Annotated in this window: 20 protein-coding genes and 1 riboswitch; all 20 genes read right to left on the bottom strand. The window is 55.3% G+C overall.

Features of this window, described 5'->3' with window-relative positions:
• Window positions 1-50: 50 nt before the first annotated feature.
• Window positions 51-1,031, bottom strand: coding sequence for a biotin--[acetyl-CoA-carboxylase] ligase (locus NFS35_RS06260; RefSeq protein WP_251206278.1), 981 nt, complete (start codon window positions 1,029-1,031; stop codon window positions 51-53).
• 122 nt (window positions 1,032-1,153) lie between these two features.
• On the bottom strand, window positions 1,154-2,137 hold the full coding sequence (gene argF / locus NFS35_RS06255; protein WP_251206364.1) for an ornithine carbamoyltransferase: 984 nt from the start codon (window positions 2,135-2,137) through the stop codon (window positions 1,154-1,156).
• A 225-nt stretch (window positions 2,138-2,362) separates the two neighbouring features.
• Complete coding sequence (locus NFS35_RS06250) at window positions 2,363-3,280, bottom strand: SPFH domain-containing protein (RefSeq protein ID WP_408629630.1); 918 nt, start codon at window positions 3,278-3,280, stop codon at window positions 2,363-2,365.
• Between the two features lie 69 nt (window positions 3,281-3,349).
• Window positions 3,350-4,003 (bottom strand): NfeD family protein, encoded by a 654-nt coding sequence (locus NFS35_RS06245; RefSeq protein WP_330640049.1) that lies wholly within the window; start codon window positions 4,001-4,003, stop codon window positions 3,350-3,352.
• A 174-nt stretch (window positions 4,004-4,177) separates the two neighbouring features.
• Entirely contained in the window at window positions 4,178-5,281 is a 1,104-nt protein-coding gene (locus NFS35_RS06240; protein ID WP_251206276.1) for a cell wall hydrolase, read from the bottom strand.
• Between the two features lie 133 nt (window positions 5,282-5,414).
• Window positions 5,415-6,203 carry a TrmH family RNA methyltransferase gene (locus NFS35_RS06235; RefSeq protein ID WP_251206275.1) on the bottom strand — a complete coding sequence of 263 codons (789 nt, stop codon included), beginning with the start codon at window positions 6,201-6,203 and terminating at the stop codon, window positions 5,415-5,417.
• 89 nt (window positions 6,204-6,292) lie between these two features.
• On the bottom strand, window positions 6,293-7,267 hold the full coding sequence (pfkA, locus tag NFS35_RS06230; RefSeq protein ID WP_251206274.1) for a 6-phosphofructokinase: 975 nt from the start codon (window positions 7,265-7,267) through the stop codon (window positions 6,293-6,295).
• A 79-nt stretch (window positions 7,268-7,346) separates the two neighbouring features.
• On the bottom strand, window positions 7,347-11,018 hold the full coding sequence (locus NFS35_RS06225; protein WP_251206273.1) for a DNA polymerase III subunit alpha: 3,672 nt from the start codon (window positions 11,016-11,018) through the stop codon (window positions 7,347-7,349).
• A gap of 106 nt (window positions 11,019-11,124) precedes the next feature.
• A complete protein-coding gene (locus NFS35_RS06220) occupies window positions 11,125-12,075 on the bottom strand; it encodes an acyltransferase (protein ID WP_251206272.1) in 951 nt (316 codons plus the stop codon).
• Between the two features lie 69 nt (window positions 12,076-12,144).
• Window positions 12,145-13,332 (bottom strand): methionine adenosyltransferase, encoded by a 1,188-nt coding sequence (gene metK / locus NFS35_RS06215; protein ID WP_251206271.1) that lies wholly within the window; start codon window positions 13,330-13,332, stop codon window positions 12,145-12,147.
• A 128-nt stretch (window positions 13,333-13,460) separates the two neighbouring features.
• Window positions 13,461-14,093 carry a hypothetical protein gene (locus NFS35_RS06210; RefSeq protein ID WP_251206270.1) on the bottom strand — a complete coding sequence of 211 codons (633 nt, stop codon included), beginning with the start codon at window positions 14,091-14,093 and terminating at the stop codon, window positions 13,461-13,463.
• 207 nt (window positions 14,094-14,300) lie between these two features.
• A riboswitch (SAM riboswitch) is annotated at window positions 14,301-14,402 on the bottom strand.
• A gap of 74 nt (window positions 14,403-14,476) precedes the next feature.
• Complete coding sequence (locus NFS35_RS06205; protein ID WP_251206269.1) at window positions 14,477-15,589, bottom strand: type IV pilus twitching motility protein PilT; 1,113 nt, start codon at window positions 15,587-15,589, stop codon at window positions 14,477-14,479.
• Window positions 15,590-15,626: 37 nt separating this feature from the next.
• Window positions 15,627-16,031, bottom strand: coding sequence for a hypothetical protein (locus NFS35_RS06200; RefSeq protein WP_251206268.1), 405 nt, complete (start codon window positions 16,029-16,031; stop codon window positions 15,627-15,629).
• Between the two features lie 3 nt (window positions 16,032-16,034).
• The gene (locus NFS35_RS06195; protein ID WP_251206267.1) at window positions 16,035-16,538 is read right to left on the bottom strand and encodes a hypothetical protein; all 504 of its coding nucleotides are present in this window, start codon (window positions 16,536-16,538) and stop codon (window positions 16,035-16,037) included.
• Window positions 16,513-17,001 carry a DUF4860 domain-containing protein gene (locus NFS35_RS06190; protein WP_251206266.1) on the bottom strand — a complete coding sequence of 163 codons (489 nt, stop codon included), beginning with the start codon at window positions 16,999-17,001 and terminating at the stop codon, window positions 16,513-16,515. Before NFS35_RS06190 ends, NFS35_RS06195 begins: the two co-directional genes overlap by 26 nt.
• Before the next feature lie 60 nt (window positions 17,002-17,061).
• Window positions 17,062-17,379: a hypothetical protein gene (locus NFS35_RS06185; protein ID WP_251206265.1), complete on the bottom strand. Its 318-nt coding sequence runs from the start codon at window positions 17,377-17,379 to the stop codon at window positions 17,062-17,064.
• Window positions 17,380-17,409: 30 nt separating this feature from the next.
• Complete coding sequence (locus NFS35_RS06180; protein WP_251206264.1) at window positions 17,410-18,453, bottom strand: type II secretion system F family protein; 1,044 nt, start codon at window positions 18,451-18,453, stop codon at window positions 17,410-17,412.
• Window positions 18,454-18,506: 53 nt separating this feature from the next.
• A complete protein-coding gene (locus NFS35_RS06175; protein WP_251206263.1) occupies window positions 18,507-19,514 on the bottom strand; it encodes a transglutaminase-like domain-containing protein in 1,008 nt (335 codons plus the stop codon).
• 149 nt (window positions 19,515-19,663) lie between these two features.
• Window positions 19,664-20,959, bottom strand: coding sequence for a UDP-N-acetylglucosamine 1-carboxyvinyltransferase (locus NFS35_RS06170; protein WP_251206262.1), 1,296 nt, complete (start codon window positions 20,957-20,959; stop codon window positions 19,664-19,666).
• 127 nt (window positions 20,960-21,086) lie between these two features.
• Window positions 21,087-22,664 carry a M23 family metallopeptidase gene (locus tag NFS35_RS06165; protein WP_251206261.1) on the bottom strand — a complete coding sequence of 526 codons (1,578 nt, stop codon included), beginning with the start codon at window positions 22,662-22,664 and terminating at the stop codon, window positions 21,087-21,089.
• Window positions 22,665-22,711 lie beyond the last annotated feature (47 nt).

The raw sequence follows: 22,711 nt of genomic DNA, 5'->3' as shown, positions 1-22,711 counted from the left end.
CTTTCGGGCCAAAACCGCCCTCAGCAAAGCGGCCGGTCCTGCATCCTCTGTCAGACATACCCGTAAATCCCCCGCACGGACACCTCTCCGGCATACACAGTCTCCACAGTTCCGTCCTCCCGCTCCACCAGCAATTCCCCGGTGCTGCTGATGCCTCTGGATACGCCCTGAAATTCCCCCTTGGGGTCAAGGACGCGCACTTCCTTATCCTTGCCTGCCACCAGACCATTATAGGTCTCCAAAAAGCCCCCAAGGTTTCCGTCCTTTTGAAAGATATCGTAATACCGTTCAAATAATTTCAGCACATTGACAATCAGTTCCGCCCTTGACACAGATTTTCCACGTTCCCGCTCCAGACAGGTAGCCATGTCCGCAATCTCCGGCGCGAATTCCTGCCGCTTCACATTGATACCCACGCCCATGACGATATAGTGGATGAAATCCCGCTCCGTGCTCATCTCCGCCAGCATGCCGCAGACTTTCCTGCCCTTTATCACAATATCGTTGGGCCACTTGATGCGGGCCTCCAGGCCGCAGGTCTCCCGGATGCCCTCCGCCACGGCAAGCCCCATGACCAGCGTCACCATGGAGGCCGTCTCCACAGGAAACGCCGGCTTCAATATCAAAGTAAAGTACACGTTCCTCCCCGCCGGACTGCTCCAGGCGCGGCCTCTGCGCCCCCGCCCTGCCGTCTGCATGTCCGCCACAATCAGGGCACCCTGCTCCGCGCCGTTCTCCGCGTCCAGCTTCGCCTGGAGATTGGTGGAGGCCAGCTGGTCATAATAACAGACCGGATGCCCGGCCCATTCCGTGGTCATGCGGCTCTCCAGTTCATGCTGTCCGTATACTTCCTCCTCCGGCGCCAGGAGATATCCCCGGTTCTTCACCGCCTCGATGCGGTATCCCTCTTTTTTCAGTTGTCCTATCGCTTTCCACACCGCCGTGCGGGAGACGCCGAAGCTCTCGCACAGCTCCTGCCCCGACACATAGTCCTTTCGCTTCCGCAAAAGCGCCAAAATCTTAGCTTTCATCTATTCTATGCCCAGTCCTCACACAAAGTCAGTCCACCTTCCGGCGCCTTTTCCTTTCCAAAGCATGACCCGGCAATCCGGCTCATCTGTCAACCTGAAACTGTCCCTTTTCTTTCTCCGCTTTACAGAGTGGCCAGCATCACGGCCTTGATGGTGTGCATCCGGTTCTCCGCCTCCTCGAACACCAGCGACTGCGGAGACTCGAACACCTCGTCGGTGACCTCCATCTCTGTGATGCCGAAGCGCTCTCCCATCTTGGCCCCGATGACGGTCTTCAGGTCATGGAATGCAGGCAGGCAATGCATGAAAATGGCATGCTCCCCCGCGTTCCCCATGGCCGTGCGGTTCACCTGATAGGGTGAGAGCTCTCTGATCCGCTCCTCCCACACCTCGTCCGGCTCTCCCATGGACACCCACACATCGGTATAGATTACGTCCGCGCCCTTTGTCCCGGCTGTCACATCCTCCGTCAGGGTAATGCTGCCGCCGTTTTGGGCCGCGATTTCCCTGCACTGCTCTGTCAGCTTCTCCTCCGGGAAATACTTTGCCGTGGTACAGGCCACAAAATGCATCCCCATCTTGGCGCAGGCCACCATCAGGGAATTGCCCATGTTGTAGCGGGCGTCCCCCATGTAGGTCAGCCTGATGCCCTCCAGATGCCCGAAGCGCTCTCTGATGGTCAAAAGGTCAGCCAGCATCTGGGTGGGGTGGAACTCATTGGTGAGCCCGTTCCAAACCGGCACCTTTGCGTATTTCGCCAGCTCCTCCACGATATCCTGTCCAAAACCCCGGTATTCGATTCCCTCGAACATGCCGGAAAGAACCCTGGCCGTGTCCGCTATGCTCTCTTTCTTGCCGATTTGGGAGCCTGCGGGATCTAAGTAAGTGGTCCCCATCCCAAGGTCATGGGCCGCCACCTCGAAAGCGCACCTGGTACGGGTGCTAGTCTTCTCAAAAATCAGCGCCACATTCTTGCCCCGCAGGGTGTCCACCAGAATCCCTTTCTTCTTTTTCTCCTTTAAAACCGCCGCCAAATCCACCAGATACGCAATTTCCTCCGTGGTGAAATCCAACAGCTTCAAAAAATCCCGTCCCTTTAAATCTATCTTATTTTCCATGGTTCCGCAACCTGCCTTTCTGCCGATTCATTATCATTTATGATACTTCAAAAATGCCAATTTTGCAATGGGATTCTATGCTGCGCGCCCGTAAAACCTGCCGCGAATCCTGCCTGCAGTATAAAAACGCAGGCAGCCAGCCCCTCGGGAATTCCCGAAGGGCCGGCTGCCATTATCCGTCACATCGAAAAAGCTATACTGCTGTCAGGGACATCAGGCCTTTCCGCCCTCTTTCCATGCAGCGGCGATGCTGGCGATGCCCTGCAGCTCTGAGGGAAGAAGAATTGTCGTGGCCTGTCCGTCCGCGACTTTCTCAAAGGCTTCCAGACTCTTGATCTTCAGCACTGCCGCATCCGCGTTGGCCTCTTTCAGCATCCGGATACCGTCCGCGTTGGCCTGCTGTACCTTGAGGATCGCCTCCGCTTCACCTTCTGCCTCGCGTATCATCTTCTCTTTCTCTGCCTCCGCACGCAGAATCGCGGACTGCTTGTCGGCCTCTGCGCGCAGAATCGCGGATTCCTTGGCGCCCTCCGCCTCCAGAATCTTCGCTTTCTTTTCGCCTTCCGCACGAGTCACGGCCTCACGTCTCTCACGCTCGGCTTTCATCTGCTTCTCCATGGCGTTCTGGATTTCAGCGGGAGGAATGATGTTCTTCAGCTCCACCCGGTTCACCTTGATGCCCCAGGGATCCGTGGCAATATCCAGCGCCGCGCGCATCTTGGTGTTGATGGTCTCGCGGCTGGTCAATGTCTGATCCAGCTCCAGGTCGCCGATGATGTTACGCAATGTGGTAGCGGTCAGGTTCTCGATAGCCATCATGGGATTCTCCACGCCGTAGGTAAACAGCTTGGGATCCGTAATCTGATAGAAGACTACCGTGTCGATCCGCATGGTGACATTGTCCTTGGTGATAACCGGCTGAGGCGGGAAATCCGCCACCTGCTCTTTCAGGTTCACCTTTCTGGCCACTTTATCCAAGAAAGGGACCTTTACATGGAAGCCCACTGACCAGGTGCCCTGATATGCGCCCAGGCGCTCGATGACATAGGCCTGTGCCTGAGGAACAATCTTCAGACAGGATACCAGTATCGCGAGAACCACCACAATCAGCAACCCCATAATCCAACCCATCACTATCATAATTTACCTCTTTCCGCGCTGTGACTTAAGCGCTAATTTTATATGATTTTAAAAAAATCACTACTCCTGCGGCTCTGCCCCATCGGCCTTTTCCTCCGGCGCTTCGCCTGTGGAAACCTCCGGCTCCTGTACTTCCTCCATGACCGGCTCAGCCTCTTTGGGCTTCTGTGCCTCCTGCGCCACTGGCGCGGCATTCTCAGGCTTATCCTCCGGCATCACCGGGGCGGCATTCTCAGGTCTCTTCTCCTCCGGCATCACCGGGGCGGCATTCTCGGGTTTCTGCTCCATCCGCACGATCAGCTTGACGCCGCTGATGGCGGCCACTATCACCACCGTCCCCTCGGGAATCCGCACTCTGTCGTCCCAGCTCCTGGCGCTCCACGCCTGGCCGCTCACCGTCACCTGGCCCATGGCCTGAATATTGTCAATCTCGCCTGTGACGATGGCCTGACGGCCCACTATGCTCTCCACATTGGTCTTCACCCGGTCCCGGTTGAAGTATTTCACCGCGATGGGCCTCGTAAAGAACAGCAGCACCAGCGAAACCACCAGGAACAGAATCACCTGCACGAAAATCGGCATATACAGCAAAGCCGCGAAGATTGCTACCAGAGCGCCTGCCGCGAACCATATCGTAGTCAGCCCCAGGGTCAGCACTTCGATTCCGATGCATAAAATCAACAGAACCATCCAGAAAATCAGCATCACATCCATACAATATACCTCCCCTTGCTTTCTTCTATCCCGGAATCTATAATTAGTTTACTATAAAAACAGCCGTAAAGCAATAGATTTCTTTGCACGATACGAGTGCCTAACGTACAAGAGAAGCGGCAGACATATATCTGTCTGCCGCCCTCATTTTCATCCTTTATCAGACTTTGTACATCAATAGAACACATGGTTTCCGATTACCAGGCCCTCGCGTCCGTTGTTCCGGCGGAAATGGGTCAGGTCACCTACATTGGATGCACCGGCCAGCGCTTCCTGCGCCGCCTGGATACAGCTGGAGCTGATATTGCCTGATGCATATACACTGTTCAGCTTGCCGTTCATGGCCGGGGTGAACTGACCGGAAGCGTAAATCACGCCGTGGATGGAATTGGGATATGCCCCGCTCCTGACACGGTTCATGACCACTGCGCCTACCGCCAGCTTTCCTTCATAGCTCTCGGAGCCTGCCTCGCAGTAAATCAGGGCAGCCAGCAGAAGAGTAGTGTCTGCGTCCGTGGTATACTCGCCGTAATTCTTGTGGCGGGATGCCTCTTTCTCCGCCGCTATGCGGGCGTCGATTTCCTCCATGGTCTCACCGGCGTCGATGACGAAATCCAGCACCAGGAATTCCGTGGACACATAGCCGTCCTCGCCCTCGAAATCGATGCACACCCAGCCGTCATCGTACTGGTTCAGCACCTCCACTACCTCGCCCTTGGGCAACAGTCCCCAGATGCCTGAGTCCGTGCCGGGCTCCATTCTCACCCGCAGGGTCTCCGTATTCACCGTGGCCACCATCTTGCCCACACTGTTGGCCAAAGCACGGGCTTCCTCATCAAACAGCAGATACTCGTCTGAGGCCCAGCCGATGATATTGCCTGACTGCAGCTTCGTCCATCCGTCCCTGCGCTCCAGAATCGTGCCTCCGCAATCCTTGTACAGCATTCCAACCTTGTCGGATTCCTCGCTGGCATCGCTTCTTACATTTAAAGCATTCTGCACATTGGCCATCACCAATCTGCTTTCCTCTGGCTCTTCCTCTTCCGCTGTAAGGTCGAGGTTCAGCTCCTTTGCCGTTGCGTTCACCACATCCACCGAATTTCCGGAACCCGGATTGAACACCGCGGCCACACCGCCGCATGTATTCTCCACCTGGGAGTCCCCGTTCGCCTGTGCGGATATGCCCGCCTCAAAGAGCAGACACAATGACAATAATAGCCCAAGGAACCTGGAACAGTTCCTTCTCACTGTAGTGAACAGTTTTCTGTATTTTGTCATGATTTTTTACCTCCATAAACAAATTCTTAAGACTTTGTTTTAAGTTATTCCGTTTTGTTCATAACTTTATTACAAAGTTATTAAATTTGTTACAGGAGTATCATATCAGATGTTAAGGAAAATGTCAAGTTTTTCATAATTTCCTTTGACGACGGGCCTCATACATCATCAAAGCCGCACTGACAGCGGCATTCAGGGACTCCACACTGCCCTCCATGGGAATCTTCAAAAGGCTGTCCGCGCGTTCCGTCAGCTCTCTGCTCAGGCCGTTCCCCTCGTTTCCGATGAGGAATGCCGTGCCCTGCCGGAAGTTAAGATTATCGTAATAATTTTCTCCCGCGAGATGGGCGGCGTAGACGCGGATTCCTTTTTCCCGCATCCGCTCCACTGCCCCGCACAGATTTTCGGCGCACACAAAGGGCACCCTGTAAATGGAGCCCATGGTGGCCCGTATCGTTTTCGGGTTATAGATATCCACGGTCCTGGTGCTCATGACGATTCCCGTGACTCCCGCGCCCTCCCCTGTCCTGACGATCGTCCCCAGATTGCCGGGGTCCTGTAAATCCTCCAGCACGATAAGCAGGGGATTCTCCGCCGCAAGTAGCCTCTCCAGATCCGTTTCCTGCCTTTTCACCACGCACAAGATTCCCTGGGGCGTCCGGGTGTCGGACATCTTTCGGAACACTTCGGAAGATACCGTCTCGTATCCGATTCGTTCCAGCTTCTCCCGCAGGGCCGGCTGTGTCCCGGCTTTCTCCAAAGCCTCCTGCGTGATGTAAATCTCCCTCACATCCCTTTCCGGGGCTTCCTCGCACATCTTGAAGCCCTCTGCCAGAAAAACGCCCTCTTCGCGCCGTTTGCCAGAGTTCGTCTGCCACTGTGCCACCTGCTTCACTTTCGGATTGGAATGACTGCTGATCATATACCCTCCCTCTGCCTTTGGCATCTCAACGCATGACGGCGGCCATTTCCATAAAACGGCCGCCGTCCTGTCTCAATTCCCTTACGGAATCAGATTGTCAATATCCTCGCCACATCATACTGGTACCTGTCGATATCTTTCTGCATCTGCAGCGCCTCTTCAATGCCAAAGTCCGTGAATTCCCCATATCTGTAACCCACCACGCGGTTGGTCTTGCCCTCCAGCAGGATGTCCACCGCATAGGAACCCATGATGGAGGCATAGTAGCGGTCTCTGGCAGTAGGGCTTCCGCCCCTCTGCATGTATCCCAGGATAGTGGCCCTGGTCTCGATGCCGGTAGCCGCCTCGATACGCTTCGCCATGGAAGTGGAATGGCCGATACCCTCCGCATTGATAATCAGGTGATGAATCTTGCCCTTCTTACGGCTCTCGATGATATGGTTGATGATTTCCTGCTCATTGTAATCATAGTTCTCCGGCAGCAGGATGTCCTCGGCGCCGTTGGCAACGCCGCACCACAGAGCGATATATCCCGCATGCCGCCCCATGACCTCGATGATGCTGCAGCGCTCATGGGAGGATGAAGTATCCTTTACCTTGTCGATGGCTTCCATGGCCGTGTTCACAGCCGTGTCAAAGCCTATAGTGTATTCGGTACATGCGATATCCAGGTCAATCGTGCCCGGAATACCGATAGCATTGATACCCTGCCTGCTCAGCGCCTGGGCTCCGCGGTAGGAACCGTCGCCGCCGATGACCACGATGCCGTCTATGCCATGCTTTCTGCAGATTTCCGCCGCCTTTTCCTGGTACTCTTTCTTTTTGAACTCCAGACATCTGGCCGTTCCCAGAACCGTGCCGCCTCTCTGGATGATATCCGATACGTTGCGGGGCTCCATATCGATGATATCCTCATTCAGGAGTCCGTTGTACCCCTTTTTGACTCCCTTTACCTTCACGCCTCTGTAAATAGCGGTACGGACCACCGCGCGGATGGCAGCGTTCATGCCCGGCGCGTCTCCGCCGCTGGTCAGAACCGCTATCGTCTTTATTTCCTTAGCCATATATTCAGCCCTCCTGTTTCAGCTTGTTTCTTGTACTCTCCGGCTTTATTTTAATCCATTTAAAAACGGTTTTCAATACCTATTGGCGTATTTTTACATTTTCCCGGCCAAACAGACCTCCCAGCCTCTGCTGCAGTTCCACGTCCGCTTTCACTCTGCGGTTCGGCGGCAGGAGTTTGATGGCCCTGGTATCCTTTAAAAAGATGACCACATCATCATTCCCGTCGGAATCCTCAATGGAGGCGAGCAGCTCTTTCTCTCTGGCGAAATAGCTGTCCGCGTCCGGAAACTGGATCCAGATGCCGTCCGGCACTTTTTTGGGCGCTCTGCCGCCCTGGCCCGCAGCGGCGTTTCCCGGCTCTGCCCGGCCCGTGCCTGCGGAGCCGCCTGACCGGCCCCAGCCGCCTTGTCCGTTACTGTAGCCGTTCTGCCTGCCGCTGTAGCTTCCCCTGCCGTTTCCGCCATTCCCATATTGGTTCCGGAACAGCGGGGCTCCATTGGCCCGGGCCGCCTCCTCAAAGGTGACCACCTGCTCGCAGATCAGCTTGCCGTCCTTTTCTTCCTCTACATTTGCCCGGCCCCTGATAAAGACTCTGGCGTCTTCCACCAGCAGGCTGCCATATTTCTCATAATCCCTGGGAAATACCACCACTTCCATATTCCCCACCAGATCCTCCAGATTCAGGAAAGCCATCACCTTGTCGTTTTTGGTGTATTTGATGCTCCTGTCGGCAATCATGCCGCCTACCACCACGCGGGCCTGGTCCGTCACCAGCGCGCTGCCGGTTTCCTCGTCCAGGGCGAAATCATTGGTGGTGCTGGTAATATGCTTCTGCCACAGTTCCTGGTCGGATTCCAGGGGATGGCCGCTCAGATAAATGCCCAGCACCTCTTTTTCAAAGCTCAGGAGCATCTCTTTGGGATACTCTCCCACATCCGGCAGGCGGATATCGAATTCCTCCTTCTGGGACTCCTCCGCGATGTCGAAAAGGGAAATCTGCCCCGCCAGGTTGCTCTTCCTCTCCTTAGCGATGTGGTCCATCATCTGCATGTAGACGCTCATGAACTGTTTCCTGGTCCCGCCCAGCCCGTCCAGGGCCCCGGCCTTTATGAAGTTCTCCACGGCGCGCTTATTGACGTCCCTGTCCGCGATGCGGGTGATGAAATCTTTCAGATTGGTAAAAGGCCCCCTGATTTTCCGCTCCTCCACCAGGTCATCGATGGAGGACTGTCCCACGCCCTTGATGGCAGTCAGGGCGTAGCGGATGCTTCCGCCGTCTACGGAGAACCCGCTCTGTCCCTGGTTGATGTCGGGCGGCAGCAGCTGGATGCCCATATTCCGGCAGGTCAGGATGTACTCGGACACCTTCTTGGAATTGTCGATGACGGAGGTCATCAGGGCCGCCATGAATTCCACGGGATAATAGAACTTCAGCCAGGCCGTCTGGTAGGCCACCACCGCGTAGCAGGCCGCGTGGGACTTGTTGAAGGCATATTTAGCGAAGTCAGTCATGTCGTCAAATATGCCGCTGGCCACCTGCTCGCTGATGCCTCTGGACACGCAGCCCGGCACCCCCTCCTCTTCGTTTCCATAGATGAAATTGGCCCGCTCCTTCTCCATGACGGACTGCTTCTTCTTGCTCATGGCACGGCGCACCAGGTCGCTGCGCCCTAAGGTGTAGCCGCCAAGGTCGCGGACGATCTGCATCACCTGCTCCTGGTAGACGATGCAGCCGTAGGTGGGCGCCAGGATGGGCTCCAGCTGGGGGCAGGAATAGACTACATCTTTATGGTTATTCTTTCCCTTGATGTATTTGGGGATGAAGTCCATGGGGCCCGGGCGGTACAGGGAAATCCCGGCGATGATGTCCTCCAGGTTCTGGGGCCGCAGCTCTTTCATGAAGCCCCTCATCCCTCCGCTTTCCAGCTGGAACACGCCGTCCGTTTTCCCGGTGCCGATGGCCGCAAGGACCTGCGGGTCTTCGTAGTCGATATTGTCGATATCAATGTGCTCATGCTTTGTCTCTTGCACGAATTTTACCGCGTCCGAAATCACCGTCAGCGTCCGTAAGCCAAGGAAATCTATCTTTAAAAGCCCCAGCTCCTCCAGCGTGGTCATGGTGAACTGGGTGGTGATGGAGCCGTCGCTGCCTCTGGACAGGGGCACGAATTCATCCGCCGCCTCCGGGCAGATGACCACTCCCGCCGCATGCATGGAAGTATGTCTGGGCAGACCCTCTAAGCGCTTGCACATGTCGATCAGGTGGCGGGCCTGCTCATCCTCCTGATATGCCTTATGCAGCTCCGGGTTCTTTTCCAGCGCTTTTTCAATGGTGATATTCGGTTCACCCGGTATCATCCTGGCCATGGAGTCCACAAAGGCATAGGGCAGATCCATGACCCGGCCCACGTCCCGGATGACGCCTTTTGCCGCCAAAGTACCGAAAGTGACGATCTGCACCACCTTGTCGGAGCCGTACTTCCTGTTCACATAGTCGATGACCTCCTGCCTGCGGTTGTAGCAGAAGTCAATGTCGATATCGGGCATGGATACACGCTCCGGGTTCAGAAACCGCTCGAAGAGCAGGTTATAGCGGATGGGCTCGATATTGGTAATCTTCAGGCAGTAGGCAACAATGCTCCCCGCGCCGGAGCCTCTGCCCGGGCCTACGGGAATGCCGTTACTCCTGGCATAGTTGATGAAATCCCATACAATCAGGAAATAGTCCACATATCCCATCCGCCTGATGACAGAAAGTTCGTAGTCAAGTCGCTCCCGCAGAGTCTGCCCCGTGCTTCCCGCAGGCTGGCTGCCATCGCCGTAGCGTTCCGCCAGGCCGTCATCGCACAGCTTGTTCAGATAGCTCCAGGAATCATAGCCCTCCGGCACCTCGAACCTGGGCAGCTTCGTGACGCCGAATTCGATTTCCACATGGCAGCGGTCCGCTATGCGCTGGGTATTCTCCAGGGCCTCCCATGCATAGGGGAACAGGCCTTTCATCTCCTCCTCGCTCTTGACGAAATACTGGCCTCCCTCGTAGCGCATCCTGTCCTCATCCGCCAGCTTCTTGTTGGTCTGGAGACACAACAGGATGTCGTGGGAGTCCGCGTCCTTTTCGTAGGTGTAGTGGACGTCGTTGGTGGCCACCAGAGGGATGTCCAATTCTTTGCTCATTTTCAACAGTTCTGTGTTCACCAGGCGCTGGCTGGGAATCCCATGGTCCTGCAGTTCCAGGAAAAAATTGCCCTTGCCGAAGCATTCCTCGTATTTTCTGGCGGACTTCCTGGCTTCCTCCGGCAAGTTTTTAACGATATTCCGTTGCACTTCGCCTGCAAGGCAGGCAGACAGGGCGATGATACCCTCATGATAGCGATTCAGGACCTCCATATCCACCCTGGGCTTGTAATAGTATCCTTCCGTGAAGCCCTTGCTGACGATTTTCATCAGATTGGCGTAGCCTGCGTTGTTCTCCGCCAGCAGCACCAGATGGTAGTATCTGTCCTCCCCTCCGGTGAGTTCCTTGTCGAAGCGGGAATTTGGCGCCACGTAGACTTCACAGCCGATAACGGGGTTGATGCCAGCCTCCTTTGCCGCCCGGTAGAAGTCGATGATGCCGTACATGACACCGTGGTCCGTGATGGCGGCGCTGTCCATCCCCAGCTCTTTCACCCGGGCGACGTATTCTTTGATTTTATTGGAACCGTCCAGGAGGGAATACTCCGTGTGGACGTGGAGATGTACGAATGCCATATGAGGAACCTCCTTTTGTCTTCTGCAAACAAATTTACCTATGATATACTATACTGAAATTCAGGAGGTTTGTAAAGGTTTGGGAGAAAAAGATTACGGCAGAATCTTACAGAAGATATCTTCTGACAATCGGAATTTTGCGCAAAAAACACACCGTTGCCACTGACAGGGCATAAATCGCCGCCGCGGTAAGCGGGACGGTCAGCACCGGCAGATAAAGCTGGGGGTTAAACCGCAGCACTTTCACGCATATATGAATGAACACGGGATGGATAATGTACACGCCCAGCATATTTCCGGCCAGTTTCCCCATCCCCGGGAAGCTTTCCTTTTCATCGCACCAAAGCCTCATCCAGGCAAACAGGCTCATCGCCAGAAGCAGCAAGAAAGGATGTTCCTCCGACATCACCGTCTGCCGCATCCCTTCCCAGACGACTCCTCCAAGGCCTGCCAGAATCCCTGCCAGAATCAGGCCCCGGTATTTTCTCTTTTTTTCAACGGGAAGCCTGCCCAGGATTCCCCCCGCCACAGCACAGAAAAGCCATGTGCCGGAAACAGGCAGAATCCTGGCCGGAATAAATCCGATCATCCCGCAGACATAAGGATAGACAGAGGCAAAAAACAATAACAACCCTGCAAAAACAGCCTGTTCCCACAGCTTCGAGACCTTCATGAAAGCCCACAATAACGGTATGAAAAAGTAGAGACCCAGCAAACGGTACAGGTACCACATATGTGACCATGTATTGTCCTGAAAGATTGCCAGAACCAGATCCGCGGGCCCGAACGGATTCCTCTCTACCAACATCCGTACCACATAAAACAGAGTTCCGAAAAACAGGATACAGCAAATGATTCTGGCAATATGCCTCCCCATGTCCCTGTAGCCGCAGGAACGCCCTGTGGATAAAAAGCCGGCTCCGGTAGCCATGATGAACAGGGGGACAGCCGTAAACAGAAACTGGTGCAGGACATACCACACCTGTATGCGGAAATCCGAAACATAAAATCCGCCTGCATTCATCGTACTGCTCATGGTGTGGAGCATCACGATCATTCCTGCCCCCCCGCCTTAATCCAGTCCAGGTAAAGCTGTCTCTTTCTGCCCATTTTCCGCCTCCCAGTATTACAAATATTTCTTCAGAACCTCCGCCCTGTCCGTGGCCTCCCAGGGAAGAGACACGTCATCCCGCCCAAAATGGCCGTAAGCCGCGGTGGGACGGTAGATGGGCCTGCGCAGATCCAGCATCTTGATGATGCCCGCGGGGCGCAAATCGAAGTTCTCGCGGATGATCTCCACCAATTTCTCATCGCTGACGCGTCCTGTGCCGAACGTATCCACCATGACGGAAGTGGGCCGGGCCACGCCGATGGCGTAAGACAGCTGAATCTCGCACTTCTCGGCCAGCCCCGCGGCCACGATGTTCTTTGCCACATAGCGGGCGGCATAGGCGGCGCTCCTGTCCACCTTGGTGCAGTCCTTGCCGGAGAAAGCGCCGCCGCCGTGGCGGGCGTATCCGCCGTAGGTGTCCACGATAATCTTGCGGCCGGTGAGCCCTGCGTCTCCCTGAGGGCCGCCGATGACGAAACGCCCGGTGGGATTGATGAAGAATTTGGTCTCCTCATCCACCAGTTCTGCCGGCAGGATAGGATCGAAAACATATTTTTTGATGTCAGCATGAATCTGTTCCTGGGATACCTCCTCGTCATGCTGGGTGGAGAGCACCACGGCCTCCAGACGGATGGGCTTTCCGTTCTCATCGTACTCCACGGACACCTGGCTCTTGCCGTCGGGACGTAAGTAAGAGAGGGTACCGTCCTTGCGGACCTTCGTCAGCTGTCTGGCCAGCTTGTGGGCCAGGGAGACAGGGTAGGGCATCAGCTCCGGGGTCTCATTGGTGGCATAGCCGAACATCATGCCCTGGTCTCCTGCGCCGATGGCCTCCAGCTGCTCATCGGTCATCTGGGCCTCCCTGGCCTCCAGGGCCTTGTCAACGCCCATGGCGATGTCCGGGGACTGCTTATCCAATGCCACCATGACAGCGCAGGTATTGCCGTCAAATCCCACTTTGGAATCATTGTATCCAATCTCATTCACGGTTTTCCTCACGATGGCGGGAATGTCGAGGTTGGCAGCGGTGGTGATTTCACCTGTCACTAATACAAATCCGGTGCAGCTTGCGGTCTCGCAGGCCACGCGGCTCATGGGATCCTGCTCCATGCAGGCATCCAGGATGGCATCCGATACGGCATCGCAGACCTTGTCGGGATGTCCTTCTGTTACGGATTCCGATGTAAATAAATGTTTTTCCATTCTTCTGTCTCTTCCTTTCTTTCACGCAAACAGCGAATTATGTAAACAATTTGTACACAATGGATTCCTTCAGGCAATGGGCCGGGCGCCCTTACCCGCAGGAAAGGAAAGCAGATATAACAGGGCAGTTATCTGCAGCATTGAATCAATGGATTCTCCACCAATTCAACCCTGATTTGAGGCACAGAAAGATTCAGCCGTTTTAAGTTGGCCACTGCGCATTCCAGGACATCCTGCGCATGGGCTGCGCTTACCTCTCCCCGGTAGGCCTCCACGGAGGCCGTCAGATCCGCCTCAATCCCTGACTTCTCCAGCACGGCGGACAGATCCGCACACTTCTCCATGGCCTTCCGCACACTGTTCAGCTGAAAATACCCATATGTCACGGCATTGTTCAGCTGATCCGTGCCCCATATCTTTTCAAAATACTCTTCAAAGCCCATATCCGCCGGCACAATCGGCGGCAGGGCATCTGTCACGGTCTCCAGAAGTCTGCGCAGTTCCCCCATTCGCTCTCCTCCGTCCGCCTGCATCCAATATGCCACAGCGAACTCGTTCACATACATTTCTTCCTGCACATCGGGCATTTCTATCCCCCAATCCTCCAGGAGGCAGTGCCCCAGTTCATGGACGATATTGTACCAGTGAAAGTACAGGTCGAATTTATACTGTATGTCCTCTTCCCCAAACAGTTGACGGTATCCCGCCTGCTGTTCTTCAGTACCCAACTCGTACTGTCCGGAAATAATCCTGTGCTCCAAAATCCTCTCCTTTCTGCCTCCATAGCACAGCTGCAGTCTGTGCGAAAGCCTGTCAAGATATCTGAATAATCGCGGCCCGTGCGCCGCCACGACGGCATATTTCAAGTGTCTATGACACTTTTGCACGAGTCTGTGCATAAAAAGTCCGCTTACCATGGAATGCTTTTCTTCCATAATAAGCGGACTCTAATCTGTCGATATCAAATCCTCTTATTGTTCGAATAGCACTCGCTCAGGTGGGCACCTTCCTCAAATGGGGTTGCCGCGGCTTCATCGATCCTATGTATCTCCACCGACTCTGAATAAGAGAAATCATATTAAATTGTTCGGATATCCTCACTCACTACATTACTACAAAAGCACAGGGCTGTCAACAGGAATTTTCAGCCAAGCCTCTTTTCCATATATTCGTCCCCATAGTGAGTGCGGTATTTCAGCGCCGTGGACTTGGTAATCTTCCCCTCCTGGCACAGCCGCAGGAGATTGCCGTCCATGGTGCACATGCCCTCGCTTGCGCCGGACTGCATGGCTGCGTTCAGCTGGTTCACCTTGTTCTCCCGAATCATGTTCTGGATGGCATCAGTGGATTTCAGCACCTCGAAGACCGGAATCCGTATCAGATCGCCGTCTTCATCCTCCGCTGTGGAGGGCACCAGCTGCTGGCAGACCACTGCTTTCAGCACCTGGGCCAGCTGGGTCCTGGCCTGTTCCTTTTCCGGGAATACGTCCACGATGCGGTTGATGGTGTCCGCCGCGCTGTTGGTATGCAGGGTGCTGAACACCAGTACGCCGGTCTCGGCGGCGATCAGGGCCGCGGAAATCGTATCATAGTCACGCATTTCCCCCAGTAGGATCACGTCCGGGCTCTCCCGCAGGGCAGAGCGCAGGGCGCTCAAATAGCCCGGGGTATCGATGGAAATCTCCCGCTGGGTCACGATTGCCCTCTTGTGCCTGTGGATATATTCGATGGGGTCTTCCATGGTGATGATATGGCAGTCCCGGCTGCTGTTGATGCGGTCGATCATACAGGCAAGGGTAGTGGTCTTGCCCGTGCCGGCAGCCCCTGTCACCAGTACGAGACCGCCGTTTTTGTTGCTTCTGCCCCCGGAGTCTTCCGTCAGGGCCAGAATGTCCATGGGAATCCCCAGTTTCTCAGGATCCGGCAGCTCAAAACGAATCACACGGATGACAGCCGCCAGAGACCCTCTCTGCCGGAACACATTGACACGGAAGCGCCCGCCGGGGAAATTATCCCGCCTGGACATGGAAAGCGAGAAATCGTCGTCCTCCCCCGTTTCCAGCCTGGTTCTGGTCCGCCTGCCCTCCGTGTATATCTGCTCTACCAGCTCTCCGATGTCTTTCGGCATCAGAGCCGGCATATCCAGCCGCGTCTGTACGCCATTCCGTTTCATTGTAACCGGCAATCCGGCAACCAGGAAGACGTCCGACACATCCTCATCTCTCACTGCCTGTTCCAGAATTTCCTGTAATTTCATATTTTCGTCCACCCTTTCGTTTTTGCCCTGGAATCACTCACTCTTCGCCGGACCAGAGGTTCATGTCTTCATCCAGCTCCCATTCTTTCCGCATCCGCCAGCTCACCACACGGAGAGTTCCGCTCTCTTCCCTAACGCCTACCTTCAGTCCGAATTCGCCCTTTTCAAAGCTCCGCCAGATGACGCCATCCTCATCCACTTCCGTATTTTCAAGCGCCCCCGGCCCTATTCCCTCCTGCCGGGATTTTGCGGCGGCCCAAAGAAAGCGCTGCCCCTCCGCCTCCAGTTCATACCTGACCCGGACCGTGTCGGCATATTCTTCCGCCAGACTCCAGTCTGCCCGCGCTGTGGTGAACGCAAGGACGCCCAGCGTCGTCATGCAGATGCTGATCACTGTAAGCAGCACCGCCAGCGGCCCCAGTTTAATTGGTACATGCCTCATATCTTACTCATCCTCTTCTTTTCCGATGAAAACCCCTGTCTCCAGTGTATAAATCGGCTCTGACCCTCCCGCCTGCTCCACGGTGAGAATGCTTTTCACAAATCCTCCGTCTTCCGGCATCCACAGGATATCCAGCCAGATGCTGCCCTCCGGCGCAGGTTTTAAGTCATTGTCATAATACAGCCGCAGGGAACTTCCATCCTCTGTGGCCTGCCCTGAAATCTCGGCGTTTCCGTTTTCCTCCAGAAGCTCCCGCACTTCCTCGATGCTCTCCGACGACGCCACTGCCTCCGCGCCATTCTCCGCCAGATGCACCGCCGCTGTCAGGAGCGCCGCTTTTTTGCTCCTCTGCCCGGACCAGGCGAAAATCCAGGTCAGCACCAGAACCACCATCGTCAGCAAGGCCACCAGAATCAGGGCTTCTATGTAGAACGCCGTCACCCTGCGTCCCCCATTCCTGCTTTCGGCTCTGCCGCCATTCTCAGTGGAATGCTTCTCTTCCATCATCCGCGGCCACCCCTTTCTCACTCCTTACCCCAAACACCACCCTGCCTGCGTCTGTAATTACCACATAGGTACCATTCCCCAGTTCTTCCACCTGGAAGACTTCCGTCTCCCCAATCACCTGGGCCATATCCGGGTACAGCTCACCGTCTTTTTCCCCATAATCCTCCACAAGACTGCCGCCATACCTGTAAATCCGAAGGGCGTAATCGCCGCTGCCGTCCGCGATTACCAGCACCGGCTCCCCGTCCGCTTCCGATACGGACACCGCGCCCTCTCTGTCGTTCATACGCACGCAGGTAGAGATATAGGAGAGCAGCGCTCTTTCCGCATTGTTCCGGGTCTGACCGGCCACGATATCGCGATAGGTCTGCGCGCCGAAAATGACGGTCAGGAAAAATCCGGCCAGAAAAATCCCGGCCACTGCCATTGTATAGATTCCCGACCAACCATTATTCCGTTTCACAGGCTTTTTCCTCCTCTCCCCAGATACCCGGACACGCCGCTGCCCCCATGCCGCTGGCGGTTAGTCCCTGCTGATTACTTTCACCGCGGGCGGTACGTTTGACGCAAAAATATCATAGCTGACATAATATTCCTTTTTATTGATCTGGAGCCCATAATTCTCCTCCAGATAGGCCAGGCTGGGCGGATAGGCTCCTTCCACCACATAGCACTGCATCGCGCAGCGCTCCACTGCCGCCTTGATTGCCTTCTCGCTCTCCTCGTCCATGTCCCTGCCGGATGCGGGCACAATCAGGCACCACAATCCCGCGGCTATGAGGAGCACGGCCGCCGCAAGGGCCAGGCCGGGCCATTTCTTTCTTTTCTTATCCACATACATCCGCCGCACCTCCCAGGCTTATCCAGCTGCTTATCCGATGGAATTCATCATGCCGATCAAAGGCAGCATGACGCTCAAAAGAGACAATCCCACCGCAGCCATCAGAACGCCTGAGAGCACCGGATCCACAATGCCCACCAGCCGGTCCACCAGCTCCGTACAGTGATCCGCCAGCAGCCCCGTGAGCTTGCGCAGCACTGACTCCAGGCTGCCGCTGCGCTCCCCCGCCAGGAGCATCCTCCCATAGACAGGTTCAAAGAGGCCTTCATCGTAGGCAGCCTGGGCGATGCCGTGCCCCTCGCCCATGCGTCCCACACAGCGGTCTATTCTTTCTTCCACCGGCCTGCAGGAGGCCATCTTCCTGCTCTCCGCCACGGCCATGTCCTGAATCGCGCCGCTGGCAAGGAAAGTGGACAGCGCCGCCGTAAAGCGGAACATCCCCAGGCTCTCCAGTATTGCTGCACAGAACGGAATCTTATGTAGTATATTTTCTACGATATTTCGTTTTTTACTATTCCATAAAGCATACCCTATGGCCAGCGCCGCAGCCAGCGCCACCATCACGATCAGCGCCGCCCGGCAGAGCAGATAAGCTCCGTTCACATAGGCGTAAGAAGAAGACGTCAGACTTCCTGTCAGACTGTCGTACACATCCGTAAAGGCCGGCAGCACCGTTGTCAGCATGACGATCAGCACGATGATGATGATGCCCAGCATGGCCACCGGATAAATGACGGCATTCCTCAGCTTTGCCGTCATGGTCTTCAGATCCCCATAATAGCGCGCCAGCTGGAACAGTACATCCTCCAGTCTGCCCGCTTTCTCTCCCGCCAGGACCATCCGTATGGCATATTCCGGAAAAAGCCCGGTAGCCTCCATGGCGGCGGAAAGTCCTTTTCCGGCCTCCGTCTCCGCCTGCATGATTGCAAGTCCTTCTTCCAAAGGGCCTCCCTGTCCGCTGCCGGATCTCAACAACGCCACAGCCTCGTCCATCTGGATTCCGGACTGCACCATCATCGCCATGCTCTCGCAGAACGCGCTGACCCCCAGACTGTCCAGTTTCCCACGTCTCATAGCGCCCCTCCTTATATGTTGATCACTTTCTGTCGATTACAATCTGTCAGTTTCTAATAATATTTTTCATCCAGGTAATTACTGCCGTCTCCGATAAACGATGTATCCGCCCCATTGGCCGAAAAGGTCAGATCCAGCCGGTTCCAGCTGCCCGCTTTCACCTCGTACTTGACCGTCACCCATCCGGTCTCCTCGGTATAGAACATATTCCAGGCATGATAGATGTCGTCCGGGGACACATCGCCGAAGACCATCTTGGTGGGAATGCCCTGGCTGCGCAGCATCCCGGCCACAAGGGAGGCATAGTCGAAACAGATACCCTTTCCCGTTCTCAGCGTCTCGTCCAGCACCGGCATATAGCCTGTGGTCTTCTGCACCATCTCCGCTTTTTCTCTGTCGTACACGATGTTGTCGCAGATATATTCAAACACAGCGCCCACCACTCCCAGCGCGTCCTCCTCCCCCGCCGCCAGTTCAGCAGCCAGCTTCACGCATTCCGAATCCCTGTCATAGTCCACGTATGCGCTGGGCCGCAGGAAAGGCTGGAACTCATCGTCCAGCTTTACTTCGCAGTCCACTGAAAAAAGAGGCCTGTATTTTGTATCTTCCACATTCTCCATGGCTTTCAGGGTATAGATGCCGTCTCCTTCCTGAAGCGGGAAAATCACCGGCGTCCCGTCCGACGGAACATCATACCGGTAATCCATCTCCCCCACCAGCACCTGGAGTTTCAACCGGGTGTCGGAATGGCCCGAAACACCTATGTAGCCCTCGTTTACATGCTCCAGGTCGATCTGCACCTTCTCATTGCCCTGGGTATCATGCTCGGCATGAAAAGCGGAATCCGCGAATTCCGGCGCCTGGTACGGAGTGAAATCCGCATTCTTCTCATCCTTTTCCGACTTGTTGGACGGATTGGGCGCAGCATCATATTCCGGATTCTCCACCACCATGGAGACCTGGGAAGTGCCCTCCTGCAGCGCACCCTCTGTGGATATTTGTCCCGGTGCGGCAGGGCTGCCGCATCCGCTTATAAACAGTGGCAATAGCATTATCGGCATAAGACATCGTCCCGCGCTGCGCCGCATAGATTTCACCGCCTCTCCATACTTTGGCTATGGCCAAAAAGGCCTTATCACCAGATGACAAGACCCTTTCCTATCCTCATTATAAATATAACTTTCCAAGAAATCCGCCGGGCAGATGGTACTCAGCCGACTTTAAGCTTGAATTTCTGAACATCCTTATCTGTCTCCACCATTTCAATCTGCGCCCCCAGATTCTGAAGCTTGATATGGAAATCCTCATAGCCCCTCTCGATATACTTGATATCGTCAACGGTACTGTATCCCTCCGCGGCCAGCGCGGCAATCACCAGCGCGGCTCCCGCCCGCAGATCCGGCACCGTAATGCTGGCTCCTGTATATTTATCCACCCCGTCGATGATGGCCGTGTCTCCGCCTTCCACTTTCACATCGGCTCCCATACGTATCAATTCGTCCACATATTTGAACCGGTTTTCAAATACGCTCTCCGTCACGATGCTGGTGCCTTTGGCCAGGGCCAGTGCCACCGTCATCTGAGGCTGCATATCCGTGGGAAAGCCCGGATAAGGCAGGGTCCTTACCTGGGTATGGGCCAGAGGCTTGGAGGCCACCACACGGATACAGTCATCCGCTTCCTCCACCTCGCAGCCTATCTCCAGAAGTTTGGCCGTAATAGACTCCAGATGCTTGGGGATTACATTCTTCACAGTCACGTCCCCCTTGGTGACCGCGGCGGCGAACATGAAAGTGCCCGCCTCAATCTGATCCGGTATGATGGTATAATCCGTGCCGTGGAGCCTTTCCACGCCCCGAATCTTGATGACATCGGTCCCCGCTCCCCTGATGTTGGCTCCGCAGCTGTTCAGGAAGCTGGCCACATCCACTACATGGGGCTCCTTGGCGCAGTTCTCGATGATAGTCATCCCCTCCGCCATGGTAGCGGCCATCATCACATTGATCGTGGCCCCCACGCTGACTTTATCCATATAGATATGGCTGCCCCGCAGCCGCTCAGCCCTGGCCTTGATCAGGCCATGCTCAATCATCACCTCCGCGCCCAGCGCACGAAATCCCTTGATATGCTGGTCTACAGCCCGGCTTCCGATATCGCAGCCCCCGGGCAGGACTACCTCCGCCTGCTTATATTTTCCCAGAAACGCTCCCAGGAGGTAATAGGAGCCTCTGATTTTCTTGCATCCCTCATGTTCTACGGTCAGATTGTTGATGTTGCCCGCATTGATCAGAACCTTGTGGCGGCTGACACGTTTCACCGTGGCTCCCGTGCTGGCTATCGCTTCCAGCATCACATCCATATCGCGCACATCCGGAATATTGTCTATATATACAGTCTCGTCCGTCATGGTGGCGGCGGCGAAAACCGGGAGCGCCGCGTTCTTTGCGCCGGCTATCTCCACGTCGCCCACCAGCGGATTCCCGCCTTTTATTACATATTCTTCCATATGATTTTCCTCTGCTTAGGGTCAAGTATATTTATCCGGCCATCTGCCAGGTTTCGGCCATGGCTTTTCACATAGGGACTATCTTACCACATTTTCCCCGGTTTGTAAACCGAACATATATTCCATGTCATCTGTTCAGGTAGTCCAGAGGGTTCACCTGGGTACCGTTTATCAATATCTCGAAGTGCAGATGAGGGCCCGTGCTGATGCCGGTGCTGCCGCTTAAGGCAATCCTGTCTCCCTGTTTCACGCTCTGTCCCTCGCTTACCAGCACCTTGCTCAGATGCCCGTACCTGGTCTGCCTGCCGTCCTCGTGGTTGATATAGACTACATATCCGTAGCCGCTTCCCCAGCCGGCCTTGACAACGGTGCCGCCGCAGGAGGCATAGACAGGCGTTCCGGTGGGCGTGGCCCAGTCGATTCCCTTGTGGTAGGAGCTGGCTCCTTTAGTGGGCGCGGACCTTCTCCCGAATCCTGAGGTCTGGACGCCGCCGGAAATGGGCCTCACATAGGTAGGAGGTATCTTGGTCCCCCTCTCCACAATCTTCGGCACAGCCTCCATGACAATCTCTTCTTTCAGGATTTCCCGGCTGATTTCCTTGTCGTTGAGGTACGATACATCGGCTACTACTTTACGGAATCCCGCCGACGGCTGCTGGTGTACTACCGTCTGATTCGTGTACCAGTTGTCATTCTCGATATAGACGATATCCGCGTCATATATCTCCTCGTAATATTCCTCCTCCACCCTGGCCACGGACAGTTCCGGCTCCGGCACTGTAATCAGCAGCTCGTCGCCTATCTGCAGGGTGGATGTCACATCCTCCAGCTGGTCGTTCATCTCCACGATAGTGTCCATGGGAATGTTTACTTTGATGGCAATCTCCGACAGGGTATCCCCGGCCACTACTTCATATACGCTGGGGGTCTCCTGCTCCATGATCACCAGGCCGATAGCCTGCTCCAGATCCGTCAGCTGGCTCTCCGGAAGATACGACTCCACGATTTCCACGCTGTCCGCGAAATTCATGGTCCGGATTCCCAGTTCGAAATCCTCGAAGTCCTCCCGCTGTTCCTGGATCTGTTCCCCCTGGATGCCCGCGATCAGATTCTGGACGCCCGCCTCCGTATTGGATTGCCATCCCTCGTCCTCTAAAGCCGAGGTCGCCACCACATCCGCGGTCAGCACGCCGAACTCCCTGTCCCCGTCATTCCTGATCTCCACCGCGAACTTCCCGTCGTTGCCGTACTTGTCGATGGCGGCCAGAAGCAGCGTCTGCACATCCTCCATGCTGGACAGATTGATGATGTACTCGTCTATCTTCAGGGTGTAAGAACGGTGCAGGGTCTCCCGGATGCTGGCCCGCAGGGTCTCCTCCATCCGATTGAGCACATCCTCTTCCGTATCCACCTTGCCCCAGAGGACCTGCTCTCCCACTACCACCATGTCCGCCGTCATGAATACCAGTTCATCGCTGTCCGCGACCACATTCTTTCTGGCCTGGAGCAGGAGTTCGTCAATCCGCTCCTTATCTCCCAGGGTGCCCACATCCCGGCCGTTTACCTGAATATGGAAGAAATTCTCCCCTGTCTCCTCGTAGGGCGTATACCCTTTCAGAAAGAACAGGCACAGGAACAAGGTGCCCGCCGTAGCTTTAATATATGTAAATTTGTACTTTTTATGATTGCTTTTCTTCTTTTCCATAGTTTTCCTGAATCTTTCACTTTTGGTTTTTATTTCTATCTAGCATG

Origin of the sequence: Acetatifactor aquisgranensis (genome assembly GCF_943193215.1) — a bacterium.
Taxonomy (GTDB): Bacteria; Bacillota; Clostridia; order Lachnospirales; family Lachnospiraceae; genus Acetatifactor; species Acetatifactor aquisgranensis.
This window is presented reverse-complemented; position numbering and strand designations above follow the sequence as displayed.

What these genes read in the sequence shown, in the direction of transcription:
- NFS35_RS06165 (WP_251206261.1), bottom strand. Translation starts at nt 22,664, where the DNA reads ATGGAAAAGAAGAAAAGCAATCATAAAAAGTACAAATTTACATATATT.
- NFS35_RS06185 (WP_251206265.1), bottom strand. Translation starts at nt 17,379, where the DNA reads ATGTATGTGGATAAGAAAAGAAAGAAATGGCCCGGCCTGGCCCTTGCG.
- NFS35_RS06175 (WP_251206263.1), bottom strand. Translation starts at nt 19,514, where the DNA reads ATGCCGATAATGCTATTGCCACTGTTTATAAGCGGATGCGGCAGCCCT.
- NFS35_RS06205 (WP_251206269.1), bottom strand. Translation starts at nt 15,589, where the DNA reads ATGAAATTACAGGAAATTCTGGAACAGGCAGTGAGAGATGAGGATGTG.
- NFS35_RS06180 (WP_251206264.1), bottom strand. Translation starts at nt 18,453, where the DNA reads ATGAGACGTGGGAAACTGGACAGTCTGGGGGTCAGCGCGTTCTGCGAG.
- metK (WP_251206271.1), bottom strand. Translation starts at nt 13,332, where the DNA reads ATGGAAAAACATTTATTTACATCGGAATCCGTAACAGAAGGACATCCC.
- NFS35_RS06245 (WP_330640049.1), bottom strand. Translation starts at nt 4,003, where the DNA reads ATGGATGTGATGCTGATTTTCTGGATGGTTCTGTTGATTTTATGCATC.
- NFS35_RS06195 (WP_251206267.1), bottom strand. Translation starts at nt 16,538, where the DNA reads ATGATGGAAGAGAAGCATTCCACTGAGAATGGCGGCAGAGCCGAAAGC.
- NFS35_RS06260 (WP_251206278.1), bottom strand. Translation starts at nt 1,031, where the DNA reads ATGAAAGCTAAGATTTTGGCGCTTTTGCGGAAGCGAAAGGACTATGTG.
- NFS35_RS06170 (WP_251206262.1), bottom strand. Translation starts at nt 20,959, where the DNA reads ATGGAAGAATATGTAATAAAAGGCGGGAATCCGCTGGTGGGCGACGTG.
- NFS35_RS06235 (WP_251206275.1), bottom strand. Translation starts at nt 6,203, where the DNA reads ATGATCAGCAGTCATTCCAATCCGAAAGTGAAGCAGGTGGCACAGTGG.
- NFS35_RS06220 (WP_251206272.1), bottom strand. Translation starts at nt 12,075, where the DNA reads ATGATCGTGATGCTCCACACCATGAGCAGTACGATGAATGCAGGCGGA.
- NFS35_RS06250 (WP_408629630.1), bottom strand. Translation starts at nt 3,280, where the DNA reads ATGGGTTGGATTATGGGGTTGCTGATTGTGGTGGTTCTCGCGATACTG.
- pfkA (WP_251206274.1), bottom strand. Translation starts at nt 7,267, where the DNA reads ATGGCTAAGGAAATAAAGACGATAGCGGTTCTGACCAGCGGCGGAGAC.
- NFS35_RS06225 (WP_251206273.1), bottom strand. Translation starts at nt 11,018, where the DNA reads ATGGCATTCGTACATCTCCACGTCCACACGGAGTATTCCCTCCTGGAC.
- NFS35_RS06240 (WP_251206276.1), bottom strand. Translation starts at nt 5,281, where the DNA reads ATGACAAAATACAGAAAACTGTTCACTACAGTGAGAAGGAACTGTTCC.
- NFS35_RS06200 (WP_251206268.1), bottom strand. Translation starts at nt 16,031, where the DNA reads ATGAGGCATGTACCAATTAAACTGGGGCCGCTGGCGGTGCTGCTTACA.